The organism is Bradyrhizobium sp. OAE829 (genome assembly GCF_040546575.1).
Classification (GTDB): Bacteria; Pseudomonadota; Alphaproteobacteria; order Rhizobiales; family Xanthobacteraceae; genus Bradyrhizobium.
Genome location: NZ_JBEPOE010000001.1, coordinates 3,269,832 through 3,283,188 on the forward strand (window position 1 = coordinate 3,269,832; position 13,357 = coordinate 3,283,188).

The window sequence follows — 13,357 nt, forward strand, 5'->3', positions numbered from 1 at the left end:
ACGATGCGGCTCCGATTTCTCCCGTATCCTGCCGCAAGCCGAGCAGCCAACCCTCCTGTCGGCACCCGTTAACAGGGATTTAATTTCCGGACGTCCTCCGGCAAGGGGGCATTTAATACTGCACACGTTGTTGCGTGCAGTGCCGCGCGTTTCGGCTGGCAGCACCGCTTGGTGGAAGGTAAGGTCGAACGAGTCGATCGTTCAGGACCTGCTTCGCAACAAGGCACCGGCGGCAATCGATCGACACCGATGAGGCGATAGTTGAAGATACTTCTCGTAAACAGCCTTTACCCACCGGAAATCATGGGAGGCGCTGAAGTTTCCGTTTCTCTGCTGGCGGAAGCACTGGCCCTCAGGGGTCACCAGGTTTCCGTGATTTGCCTTCACAAGGCGGCGGAAACCTCGATCAGCGAGATCAGGGGTGTTCGCGTATACAGGTTGCAGATCGACAACGACTACTGGCCATTCGACCAGGATCGAAAACCGTCGCGGCTGCGACGACTTAAATGGCATTTGCGTGACACCTGGAATCGCGAGGCGGCCAAGCGCTTCGGCGCCGTTCTCGATGCTGAGGCGCCCGACGTTTTGCACACCAACAATCTCACGGGATTTTCGGTATCGTTGTGGTCGGAAGCCAAGCGCCGCAAGCTGCGGGTCGTCCACACGCTGCGCGACTATTCCCTGATCTGCAAAAGGTCGACCCTGTTCCGCAACGGACAGACATGTGCCCGCCGGTGCCCGGCCTGCGCGACCATGACCGCCCCTTCCCTGATTGCTTCGCGTATGGTCGACGCCGTCGTTTCGAACAGCCAATTTGTGCTGGATCAGCACCAGAAACTTGGCTATTTCGCCAACATCCCGGGCAAGGTCATCTTCAATATTGCCGACGTCAGCGAGGCGGCCCCGGTTTCGCCGCCCGCTACCGGCGATCTGGTGTTCGGCTTCATTGGACGGATCGAAGCCGAAAAGGGTATCGAGGTCGTCCTGAAGGCGGCCGAACTGCTGCCTGACGCAGGTTGGAGGCTGAAGATTGCCGGAAAGGGGCTCGAGCAGTACGTAGGCGGCCTGAAGGCCGGCCAGAAGAACGATCGCATCGAATGGCTTGGCTTTACGAAAGCTGCGAATTTCTACGCCAGCATCGACGTCTGCCTCGTCAGCTCGGTCTGGCCGGAACCGCTGCCGCGGACGCTGATCGAAAGCATTAATGCCGGCCGCGCAACCATTTGCTCGACGGCAGGAGGGATTCCGGAGATTTCGGGATTTTCAAATATGGTGGGCTCCTACGAGCCGAACAATTTTCGTCAGTTGGCCGAACTCATGGTGAAGGCGGTCAACGACACAACGAGATGGAAAATGGCGCAGCCGCTACAATCAGACTTTGCAGATAAATTTTCGCCGGATTCGGTCACGCGGCAATATATGGAGGTTTATTCAGCCGGCAATTCGAAAGCTCCCTGACCGGGAATAGTTTCAAGCATCTATTTTTTATTGTTCTTGGAGACGAGACTCCTTCAATGAGAGTTCTTATTACGTCATCCATCTATCCAACGCCGCAGGCTCCAAAGGTCGTGGGCGGCGCGGAAATATTCGTGCGCCGACTTGCCGAAAGCCTGGTGGACAAGGGTGACAGCGTGGAAGTGATCCGCGCCGCGTCCGCTCCCAACCAAGCCGTGGAAACCTGCAACGGCATCGACGTCTATTCGGCGCCGGTAAGGAATGTGTATTTCCCGTTCAGCAAACATCATAGCGCGCCGGTTCGGGCAGTCTGGCATGCGGTGGAAGACTGGCAGCAGACCTCGCAACTGGTTGCCGAACGTATACGGGCCTTCAAGCCCGATATCCTGCATTCCAATAACCTTTCGGGATTGACGGCGGGGGTATGGAAAACTGCTTCGGACCTGGGCATCCCGATCCTTCATACCCTTCACGACTATTACCTGACCTGCCCGCGGTGCTCTCGCTTTTCGAACGGAAGCGCGTGCGCTCACACCTGCGTCAGTTGCAAGATTTTGACGGTCAGCCGACGCAGCACGACAAAGCATCTCGACGCAGTCGTAGGCGTGAGCCAACGTATCCTTGATATCCATACCCAGTTCGGGCTGTTTGCCGATACGCCACTGCGCACCGTCATTCGCAATGCTTCGACCGCCGATGTCGGTGACAAGGCCCCGGAAGGTCCCGACGGAGTGGTTACCTTTGGATTTATCGGAAGGTTGACGCAGGAGAAGGGCATCTACAACCTCGTCCAGGCGATTGCGGCAATTCCATCTCACCTGATGCGGCTTGTCGTCGCCGGCCATGCAACGGAAAGCCAGCGCGCGCATATCAAATCGCTGGCGCCCAACGCCCGAATTGATTTCCTGGGTTTTGTCGCGCCCAGGGAATTCTATGAACAGGTCGATGTCGTGGTGGTTCCGTCAGTCTGGGAGGATCCAAGCCCGCTGGTGGTGGCCGACGCGCAGGCGGCCGGAAAACCGCTGCTCGGGACCCGCTTCGGCGGAATACAGGAAGTGATCGAACAGGATGTTACGGGATGGCTGACGGCGCCTGACCCCGGGTCTCTGACCAGGAGCCTGTTGCAGATCATTGAATCCCCGCGGCAGATTTCCGATATCAGCCAACGGTTAAGAGCCGGACTCAACAAATGGACTTTCGTCGACGTCGTTGCCAGATATCGCGATGCATTCGAGCACGTCAGGCAATCGCGGGGAATGGCCAGATCATGATGGTCCCGGCCATAGCGGCTGAGAGCTACGCCCCTGCCCGATACCCGGGCCGGCCGCCAACTCGCGCCGGTCTGAAATGATCCGCCTCCTCGCGTTCGGCGGCTATGTCTTCCAGAGTGCGGCCGCCATCGCGCTCATTTTCGCCATCAGCCATCTCCTGCCGCCCGCCAGCTATACGTCGTTTTCGCTCGCTTTGGCGTCAAGCCAGCTGTTGTGCGTATTCATGTTCGAATGGCTGCAACTTGCCGGCGTTCGCTTTCTCGCGGCGGCGGAGGGTGACGACGCCGCAAGATTGCGGTCCTCGTTGTTCGCCGCGGGATTATTGAGCGCCGTGGTGCTGGTTTCAGTCGGTAGTGCCGCCTCACTGATCGGCACTCTCGCGCCCCGCGTCGTCGCGCTTGGGCTGGCAATCGCGGTTCTGCAGGGACTTACCGACATGTATTTCATGGCGATCCGCGTATCGGATCGGCTTGGTACGGCGGCCTTCCTCCTGATCCTGCGAGCCAGCCTCCTGCTTGTCGGCGCCGTTGCCGGCGCGAGCATCTATGGTACGGCCGAATCCACTCTCCTTGGCATCGTATGCGGGCATGCGACATCCCTGGTCGCCGGCCTGTTCGCGCATCGCACGCCGCTGCGAAGGGTACCCTATCGTATCATGTTGACGGACTGGATGGATTTCTCCCGCTACGGAATGCTGGCCGCCGGCGCCTCGGTGATCCATCTTTCCGTTCCGGTGATGATCCGCTTCATCGTTGTCAGCAGTTTGGGAGCGGCAGCCGCCACAACGACCGCCGCCTTTTTGATGGCGATCGATTTGCTGCAGCGGCCATTCTCGGTTCTCGTGGCCGCGATACACACGGTGAGTTATCCTGACGTGGTGATCCAATTCGAGCGCGGCACGGACGAAGAGGCGCGGCGGGCGACGTCCCGGTTGCTCGACTTCATTCTATGCGCGACCACAGTCATGTTGGGCGGCCTGATCGGCTTTCTGCCGGATGCCAGCCGGCTTTTTGTTCCGGCCGATCTCCTGACGAGTTTCATGGCGGTGGCGCCGGCAGCCGCCGTGTTTTACTTTCTTCATACCCATCTCCAGGCCACGCTTGCTGTGATCCCGCACTTGAGAAAATCCGCAACCAGGCTCGTGGTGGTGGCTGCCTGCCAACTGGCGTTGGTGTCGGTTGTTTCGATGATTGCAGCGCTGCTGAGCCTGTCGATAGCCGCTCAGGTCGCGAGCGCCGCCGTTGCAACGGCAATCGTCATACTGTGCGGCAGTGGTCCGATCCTTCGTTTCGGAGTGGTCCCGAGATGGCTCCTGCTAGGCGCATCGCTTGTTGCAGCCATCCTGATTGGAGCTTTCGCGGCAGTTCCCTCCGAACCCATGCTCTGGCTGGCCGGTAAGATTGTCATCGCAGCCTTGGCCGTCGCGCTTGTCGCCTGGCAGGGCGAGTTTCTGTCGGCCAGACGCGCGGACCAACATCCGGACAAAGTTTGATCCATCACGTCAGAGCGTAGTCTTCCCGGCCTTTCCCGGCTCGTTGCGGCAGCGCCGGAGCCAATCCGTAGATCTGCAGCGTTTGATCGACCATCGGACCGACACCGAAATACTGCTGGGCTCGTGCGATGCAGTTTCGTGCCATCGCCTGCCGCCGGGCGGGATCGGCCAGCTTTTCGATCGCCTCCGCCAGGGCATCCACGTCTTCGAACGGAACGACAAAACCGGTTTGTCCGTTGATGATCTGATCCGAGGCGCCGCCGGCCGGCGTCCGGACCGGGACCAGCCCGGTCGCCATCGCTTCGGCAACGCCCAATGGAAACCCTTCAAACCGGCTGGGAAGCACAAACACGTCGGCGGCCCATAGCGCCTCGCGAACGTCGCCCATGAAACCCAGAAATTTAAACGTCTGATTATCCTTTTCATCGCCCGCATAGGCGAACGATTTGATCTCCTTTTCGCGGTCGGCGCCGCCGCTCCCGACAAAGAAGCACTTCAAATCGAGCGACGGGGGATCGCCGCGGTCGCGCAGCTTTCGCGCCGCCTTGATCAGCAGGTCATGTCCCTTGACCCATGCGAGACGGGCCGCGAGCAGACACATGAAGTCGCCTTCTGCCAGACCGAATTTTTCCCGAGCTTGCTGCCGGTCAGCAGCCGAAGGCGGACAAAAATGATCGGTGTCAACGCCGCCATAGACCTTTGCAATTCCACCCTTGCGAAGCAAAAGATATCGGCTCAGGTGCTCGCGCGATTCTTCAGACATCAGGATCAGCTTGTGGGGAAAGAAGGCGTTGAAGAACAGTATCTGCTTCAGGCTGAACTTTGACTTCGGCGCGTTCTGGGCATTTTCGATATTGCCCAGAACGGACGGGTGATAGGTCGCAACGCAGCGCGCTCCCGTCAGGAGAGACAGCAACTTGCCCCACAACAGCATGCCGAGACCGTGGACGTTGATGACCGTAATCTTGCGTTCCCGGATCAGCTTCAGCAGCCGAAAGAATATCGCTGGCGACGGCAGCTTGCTCAGTCCGGGGATCTCATGCCACTCCCTGACGGCCGCGGTCAGCTTCTTGCGCTTGTATTCAGACTTCTCGTCCGAGCGCACTTCGCCGGAAACCAGATAGATCTGCACGCCACGACCTTGCAGGCCGGTCGCAAGCGTCTCGCAATACGAAGCAATGCCGTCGTTGCAATTCACCACTTCAACCAGAAACAGGACATTGGCGCTGCCGGAAGCGACCTCGGTCATCGATTTATCTCTCTACTCGATCTCGTGAAACATAAGGCGGGTTCTAGCTTGGAAATCCGTCCTTATCGATGACGGATCTCCCTCGTATGCCTGCATTTTATGGGTGCAAGATGCGGGCCGAACGCATAGCAAATTAAATGCCTCGCGAATTAAAGGCCCGGGATTGGCGGTATACGCCGGCCGGCCTCCCCCTCAAAGCCCTCTTTTTTCCAGTTCGGCGGCCTCTTCCGGCGAGAGAGGGGCCCCCGCAAAGCGGGAAACGAGGTACATCGCGATTTTCGGCGTCTTGAGATCGTACATCAGACCGAACCGGTTTTCAGGGGCAGCCTTGGCAGGTTCATCGAGCAGCTCATAGATGCTGATGCTCTCGACGACGACGTCCTTTTGGTCCCGGAGCGCGGTGAGCGTGTCGTTCAGGCTCTTCAGGCAACGCTCCGTCATATGGTCGCCGGGCTTGTTGCCATAGTCCGGTTTGTAGATCTCGCCGCAATTGATCTCATTGAATATGACGGGCCTCCGATAGGTGGCCAGTTTCTTGAACAGGTTGAAGCGCGGATTGCGGCCATTCCAGGCTCTGTTGGGGTTCTCTCCCAGCACCTCGTAATAGTGGTAGGAAATCACATCGAACCCGACCCCACGCGCGGCCATGAAGTCCAGGAAACCGAACATCGTCGATGTCGTATTCAGGACCTTGCGCAAATGAAGTCCGTTTTCCTTGTTGATCTTGTCGATCGCGTCTGAAGCCCCGCGCAAGACGGCCGCCCAATCCTCCATGATCGGCTTTTCAAACTCTTCCGCCGTGCCGCCGCTGCCGAACAATCTCTTGCCGTCCGGACCGTGCGCAATGAGGTTTATCTCGTTCTCCAGTTCCCAGTCCTTGATGTCGTGCTTGAACTGGTTGACGAAATCGTAGGTCCGGTTGAACCCCTGGCGATACAGCGCGTCACGGTCGCCCTTCGGATAATTGCCCGCATCCGTGCGATCGCCCCACCGGAAGGCAAAGCCGAACACGGGGTGCAGCGTTATTCCGTGGGCTTTGGCCTGTGCGATCGCACGCCGCAACATCGGGGCTTCGGTCGGTTCGGTGTCCTTGGTCAGATTCACACCTATCCTGAATTGCGTCAGGCCGCGCTCTTTCATGACCTTAAAGGCGGGCCCTAAATTCGCTCTGATGGCGGATGGCCCGTTGGTGCCCCACTCCAGGGCGTCAGCGGGCAACGCACTGATCGCGGCCGCAATCAGGACAAGCAGCGAAAGGCCCAGTTTCCGCGCGGTGCTCGCTGCGGCCGTCTGCTCAAGCCCAGTCGCCCTCACAACGCTCATCATAATCACCTTCTGTGACGCCTTGGCTTTTCGAGACAAAAGCAAGGACCATGCGAAACCCGATCCACGCGTGCCGTTGCTGCAATTTGCCGCGGTAAGGCGTTTTGCTTTAGCGCGCCGCAAAAGTCGGGTCCAGTCCGGGAACCGAATACAAATGCGACCGGCAGCTGGCATTAAACGACCCATTTAATCCGATCGTTTGACCACAACGCGCCAAAACCATGCCCTTTCAGCGCCGTGAGGAACATCCGCGGCAAATTCGCTATCCGCCGGATGCGACGTGAAAAACCAACCTCCGATTAACCGTCGCGGATAAACCCGTATTATTTCGATCTCGACCGCTCACGACGTGCATGATTGCCTGCTTGGCAAGCAGCCAAGCATTCCAAGTAGGCAACGCAAGGCAGTCGCCGCCTTCAGTCCGTCATCATGAGAACAGACCACGCTGCCACGATCGAAGCTTGCCGATTCTGGTTCCCATTTCAGACGTCGCGCAAACCGTCGGGAAATCCTTAGCAATGAAAAATCCCCTTGTTGGTTCGACTTTTATCCAAATCAAATACTCAAAAAAGAAAACTGGCGGCTAAATCTCGCACAAATCTCCCCTTCCAACAGCCGGGCAATAGATGACCACATCCGCTGACCAGACCGTCCTCTCCGCAAGTTCCTTCGTTGGTTCCATCGGCGTCAACACGCATGTGGGGTATTCCTGGGGCTCGTACGACAATCTCGCTTTGCTGCAGGACAGCCTCGAGTATCTCGGTGTCACAAAACTGCGCGACGGGCTTACCAACATTCCGGACGCGCAACCTGTCCTGAATGGATTGGCGGCGGACGGATATAAATTCGATCTGGTTGTTCCTTCCGGCGTACCCGCCGGCGGCAGCGCCGCGCTACAGAAGTACCTGGCCTCGGTGGAACAGTTCAGCACAGCTCATGCGGGCAGCGTTATTGCGCTGGAGGGTCTGAACGAGGCCAATCTTCAGGCATTCAGCTACAACGGCAGTTCCACCATCGAAGCCGCGGCCCAGTTCCAGGCAGCCTATTTTGCCGCCGTGAACGGCAATGCCGCTCTCGCCAACATCGCCGTCTACAATCTCTCGCTGGGTTACAATGACCTGGCCGACTACGCCAAGCTGGGCGACCTGTCGGGCGCTTCCGACTTTGCGAACTCGCACGCCTATGTCAGCACGAGTTCGACGCCCCACGCGGCGCTCCAGCTATTGCTGGCCAACGCCAAGTCCGTATCGTCCGGCAACCCGGCCGTCATCACCGAGACCGGCTATACGACCCAGAGCGATACCCCCTACATCGGCGCCAGCGAAAACGTGCAGGCCAAGTCGATCCTCAACACCCTGGTCGACGCCTTCAAGGGCGGCGTTGGCACGACGTATCTCTATCAACTGCTCGACGCCGGCGCGAGCGGCGTCAGCAACGATCCGGAGATGAATTTCGGCTTGTTCAAGAGCGACGGTTCGCCGAAGCTGGCCGCTACCGCGGTCCACAACTTGACGACCATCCTGAGCGACGATGGAACCGGTGGCCACCAACCAACCGCGCAGCTGGGCTACTCACTCAGCAACATGCCCGATACGGGCAACAGCATGGTCCTCGGCAAGAGCAACGGTGCCTATGAACTCGTGATCTGGGCCGAGCCGAAGGTCTGGGACGACGCCACCGACACGGAAATCTCCAACCCATCTCAACCCGTCACCGTCAATCTCGGAGGCGTGCACCATTCGGTCAGCGTCTACGATCCGCTGAGCGGCTCGACCCCGATCGCGACCTATACCGACGTCAGCCAGATCACCGTCCCGCTCAGCGATCACCCCTTGATCATCGAGATCGACGCGCCGGCGTCGCCTGCGCCAGAGCCGCTGCCGACCGATGTCAGCGGGACGGCCGCGCAAATCGCGCTGCAATTGTCGGACTTGAACACCAACGAATCGCTCCAGACGATTACCCTGACCGATACCCACGTGCTTCCGGTCGCGTCCGAATCGACGATGAAGTACATGATCTCGCATTACGGCAATGCGCTTTCAGCCATCCAGGGCGGCTATTCGTTTTCGGTTACGACCTCCACCAGTGCCTGGAGCGTAACCAAGCTCTTCGACTCCTCCGCAAACCTGCAGTCCACCACCACGTCCAACTTCACCGGCGGGTTCATTACCAGCAAATCGTCGGTATTTGCGGACGGATCGACCGATAGCACCCTCTATACCGCGGGCGTGGCCACGCAGCAGGTCAGCGTCGATGCGGCGACCGGTTCCAGGGAAACCAAGACGTTCGATCCGGTCTACGGCAAGCTCACCGCCGACCTGGTGCAGAACACGGATGGTTCATCCTCGAACACGCTGTATTCGGCCGGCGTCAAGACCAAGATGTACGTCACCAACGCCGACCGCAGCCATGACAACACCTATTACAATGTCACCGGCCAGAACTATACCACCCAGACCCAGCACTACAGCCCGACCGGACAATTGACCTCGGATAGCCGCTGGCACGCCGACGGCTCGCTCGCCTACACCCAGACAATCACGGGCGACGGCGCCAGCAAGTTGACGACGCTGTATGACGCCACCGGCCACAAGACCACGGTCATCGCCTGGAACTCCTCAGCCACCACGACCGGCAAGTACGACTTGTCCGGCAATCTGGTGCAGGAGGTCGTACGCACGGTCACCGGCGATGTAACGACCTCCAACTACAAGGGGGCGGTGCTGTCTTCGGTCTATATCGCCAGTTCCAACGGCACGAAGGAAGCGAAGATCTACGACAGCGCCGGTCGCCTCACCAGCGATCTGATCCAGAAAACCGATGGCTCGTCCTCGAACACGCTGTATTCGGCCAACGTCAAGACCAAGATGTACGTCACCAACGCCGACGGCAGCCAGGACAACACCTATTACAACATCACCGGCCAGTCCTATACCACCCAGAAACAGCACTACGATTCAAAGGGCGTATTGACCGCTGACACCCGCTGGCACGCCGACGGAACGCTCGACTACACCAAGGTGATCAGCAGCGACGGCAACAGCAAGGTGACGACGCTGTATGACGCCGCCGGCCACAAGACCACCGTGACCAGCTGGACTCCGACCGCCACCACCATCGACAAATACAATTCGTCCGGCAACCTGGTCCAGGAGATCGTGCAGACCGCGACCGGCAACGTCACGACCTCCAACTATAACGGGTCGGTGCTGTCCTCGGTCTATATCGCCAATGCCAACGGCTCGAAGGAAGCGAAGCTTTACGACAGCGCAGGCCGCCTCTCCAGCGATCTGGTGCAGAACAAGGATGGCTCGTCCTCGAACACGCTGTACTCGGCCGGCGTCAAGACCAAGGTGTATGTCAGCAACGCCGACGGCAGCGACGACAACACCTACTACAATATCACCGGTCAGAGCTATACCACCCGGACCCAGCACTACGACTCGAAGGGCGTCATGACCGCGGAAACCCGTTGGCATGCCGATGGCTCGCTCGACTACCACCAGGACGTCAGCAGCGACGCCAGCAGCAAGGTGACCGCGCTGTATGATTCGACCGGTCACAAGACCACCGTGATCCGCTGGAACTCGGCCGCCACCAAGACCGAGAAGTACGACACGTCGGGCAACCTGATCCAGGAGGTCGTGAAGACCGCTGCCGGCAACGTAACGACCTCAAACTATAACGGGACGGAGCTGTCCTCGGTTTTTATCGTCAATGCCAATGGCTCGAAGGAAACGAAGATTTACGACAGCGCCGGCCGGCTCGCCAGCGACCTGATCCAGAACAACGATGGCTCGTCTTCGAACACGCTGTTCTCCGCGGGTGTCAAGACCAAGATGTATGTCACCAACGCCGACGGCAGCAACGACAATACCTATTACAACATCACCGGCCAGGCCTATACCACCCGGGCCCAGCACTACGATGCCGCCGGCAAAATGACGGCGGACAACCGCTGGCACGCCGACGGCACGCTCGAATATCGCCAGATCATCAGCGGCGACGGCACCAAGGTCACGGACCTCTACGACAGCACCGGGCACAAGCTCACCGAGATCACACATCATCCGGATGGGTCCATCGTGACGGACAGCTACAACGCATCGACAGGTGCGCTGGTTCAGGACGTCGTCAAGACGGCCGGGGGTGACATCACCACCACGAACTATTCGGGCGGCGTCATCGCCTCGATCTACGTCGCCAACGCGGACGGCTTCAAGGAAAGCAAGCTGTTCGACTCGGCCGGAAACCTGGCCAGCGATTACGTCCAGAACACGGATGGCTCGTCCTCGAACACGTTGTACTCGTCCGGCGTCAAGATGAAGATGTATGTCAGCAACGCCGACGGCAGCGATGACAACTATTACTACAACATCACCGGCCAGACCTACACGACCCAGATCCAGCATATCGACGCTGCGGGCAAGATCACCTCTGACACCCGCCTGCACGCCGACGGCTCGCTGGATTACAAGCAGGTCATCAATTCCGACGGCAGCAAGGTGACCGATCTGTACGACAGCGCCGGATCCAAAACCCAGCATATCCTCAACAACGCCGACGGCACCAAGGACGTCTACAAATATGCCGTCAGCGGCAACCCCGGCGCGACCCAGCACGAAAGCTACACCGCGGGCGGCACTCTCCTGCAGATCGACCTTCAGAACAGCAACGGCACCCACACCGTCACGGCCGTCAGCGCCGGTCAATCGATACAGGGCGGAAACGGAAACGACCTGTTTTCAGCCGCCCCGGGATCGACGACAATCGTCTTCGACCATGGCAATGACCAAATCAACAGCTTCCAGGCCGGCGCTGCGGCCAATCATGACACGATCAAGATCGCAGCGTCGCTGGTGGCCGATTACAGCCACCTTCAGTTTACGCAATCAGGAGCCGACACGCTGATCCACCTGTCAGCCACTGATTCGATCACGCTGAAGAACGTTTACGCGACCAACCTCGATCACAGCAACTTCCTGTTCGTCTGAGGCGGGCGATGCGCTCTCACGCGAGCGCATCGGTTTTCACAAAGCAGGGTCGCGGCGGATTGAGCGGACGAGCCCCGACCGACGGGGGCTTTGGAACTCGAGGCAGATAACCGGGCCGGGTTACGCCCGGCCGGGCGTCACCGAGCCGGTGAAGATGATGTCCTCGGCCAGCAGAGGCAAACGCCGCAGCAGCATCGTCTTCATCATGCCGGCCCGCTTGAACGTCGCCATCTGGATTTCCTCCGGAGAAAACCCGGCATCCAGGGCAACCTTTGCAATCGTGTAAGGCGTAAAGAAGAAGCGATGGTCGGAATTGATCGTTTCGGTGTTGTTCAGGATTCCCTTGATGTTCCCGCCCCTGAACGCATTCGGCACGGTAATCACGATTTTCTCGACGACGTCACCATAGTTCTCTCTAAATCGGCCGAGAAAGGACACCGGATTCGGGATGTGCTCGACGACTTCACCGAACAGGGCAATATCGAACTTCCGGCCGGAGATCTGGTCAATCTTCTGGCCGGACGTCACATCGCCGGACACCATGTTGTCCAGCCCGGAGATTCGACTCGCCTCCCGCACCGCGTCCGCATCGATATCGACACCGACCGTATACTCGGAGCACTCCGTGATCAGGCCGTGGAGCCAATCCCGGTGATCGATCTTCCTCTTGATGAGAGGAACGTGGTCGCAGCATCCGACATGAAGAACCCGCTTGCCGCGGCACATGTCGATCAACACGTCACTTCGGTACCTGACACCCGTCTTGCCGCCGTAAGTCACGGCCATATTCTCGTTGAACTTCGTGCCTGCAAGGTATGGAAAAATACCCGTAAAGTCCGTCATGATTGACGACATGCTGATCTCCTCGTCGACTAACCCCCAGTGAACGATCGTCGATCAACGCCACAACTGCGATTTTAACAAGGCCGTCGACGAAACCGAAAATGATCTCTTGACCCGAGCGGCGGCGTATCGTTGCTAGCCACCGCATTACCTCTAGGAAGAAGACGATGCGGAACGCATCGACTTGGCCGGAATTCCCGCGACGACCGCTTTCGGCAAAACATCCCGATTGACGACCGAGTTTGCAGCTACCGTTGCACCTTCACCAATCTTGATGGGTCCTATGATGACAGCACCGGCATAGATGACGACACCGTCTCCAATGCGCGGGCAGCCCGGCTGGTTCCAGGCACGTCGACCGAGTGTCACGTTATGATAAAGCATAACCGCACTCCCGACATGCGAGCCTTCCCCAATCACAACCCCGGTCGGGTGTGGAAGTTTGAGTCCCGGGCCGATTTCCGCGAGCAACGAGATATAGCAGCCGCGTCGCGCCAGGGAACGCACGATCAGCCAGGCGATACCGTGCCCCCAACGCGTGTTGAAGCGCAGCCATTTGGCAACACGCCACCAGGTGATCACCGTAAAGCCGGGATCGGTTATCAAGGCAACCGCGGCAGCAACGATCCCGGAGTTCCCGGTGTTCGCCAGTAAATCTGCCCGCCACGTAGCCTGGGGAGGCTCGCGCCTCACCATCTTATCTGTTTCAACATGTGCGTTCATATCA

At 58.8% G+C, this 13,357-nt stretch carries 8 protein-coding genes; 4 read left to right on the forward strand and 4 right to left on the reverse strand.

What is annotated here, in order from left to right:
* The first annotated feature begins 261 nt into the window (after nt 1–261).
* From ABIE49_RS15965 to ABIE49_RS15975, 3 genes are all read left to right on the forward strand, one after another.
* Nucleotides 262–1,458, forward strand: a complete 1,197-nt coding sequence (locus ABIE49_RS15965; RefSeq protein ID WP_192738214.1) for a glycosyltransferase family 4 protein — start codon at nt 262–264, stop codon at nt 1,456–1,458.
* 56 nt (nt 1,459–1,514) lie between these two features.
* A complete protein-coding gene (locus ABIE49_RS15970) occupies nt 1,515–2,726 on the forward strand; it encodes a glycosyltransferase family 4 protein (RefSeq protein ID WP_192738215.1) in 1,212 nt (403 codons plus the stop codon).
* A gap of 76 nt (nt 2,727–2,802) precedes the next feature.
* Nucleotides 2,803–4,218: a hypothetical protein gene (locus tag ABIE49_RS15975; RefSeq protein ID WP_192738216.1), complete on the forward strand. Its 1,416-nt coding sequence runs from the start codon at nt 2,803–2,805 to the stop codon at nt 4,216–4,218.
* A gap of 4 nt (nt 4,219–4,222) precedes the next feature.
* Here the strand turns inward: ABIE49_RS15975 and ABIE49_RS15980 are convergent, their stop codons facing one another.
* The gene (locus ABIE49_RS15980; RefSeq protein ID WP_192738217.1) at nt 4,223–5,467 is read right to left on the reverse strand and encodes a glycosyltransferase family 4 protein; all 1,245 of its coding nucleotides are present in this window, start codon (nt 5,465–5,467) and stop codon (nt 4,223–4,225) included.
* 192 nt (nt 5,468–5,659) lie between these two features.
* Nucleotides 5,660–6,790: a glycoside hydrolase family protein gene (locus tag ABIE49_RS15985; RefSeq protein ID WP_192738218.1), complete on the reverse strand. Its 1,131-nt coding sequence runs from the start codon at nt 6,788–6,790 to the stop codon at nt 5,660–5,662.
* A gap of 626 nt (nt 6,791–7,416) precedes the next feature.
* Between ABIE49_RS15985 and ABIE49_RS15990 the strand changes: the two genes are divergently transcribed.
* Complete coding sequence (locus ABIE49_RS15990) at nt 7,417–11,787, forward strand: RHS repeat protein (RefSeq protein ID WP_192738219.1); 4,371 nt, start codon at nt 7,417–7,419, stop codon at nt 11,785–11,787.
* 120 nt (nt 11,788–11,907) lie between these two features.
* Here ABIE49_RS15990 and ABIE49_RS15995 read toward each other — a convergent pair whose 3' ends face one another.
* Together ABIE49_RS15995 and ABIE49_RS16000 are read right to left on the reverse strand one after the other, a co-directional pair.
* Nucleotides 11,908–12,642, reverse strand: coding sequence for a methyltransferase domain-containing protein (locus ABIE49_RS15995; RefSeq protein WP_192738220.1), 735 nt, complete (start codon nt 12,640–12,642; stop codon nt 11,908–11,910).
* Between the two features lie 141 nt (nt 12,643–12,783).
* Nucleotides 12,784–13,353 carry a serine O-acetyltransferase gene (locus ABIE49_RS16000; protein WP_354066840.1) on the reverse strand — a complete coding sequence of 190 codons (570 nt, stop codon included), beginning with the start codon at nt 13,351–13,353 and terminating at the stop codon, nt 12,784–12,786.
* Nucleotides 13,354–13,357 lie beyond the last annotated feature (4 nt).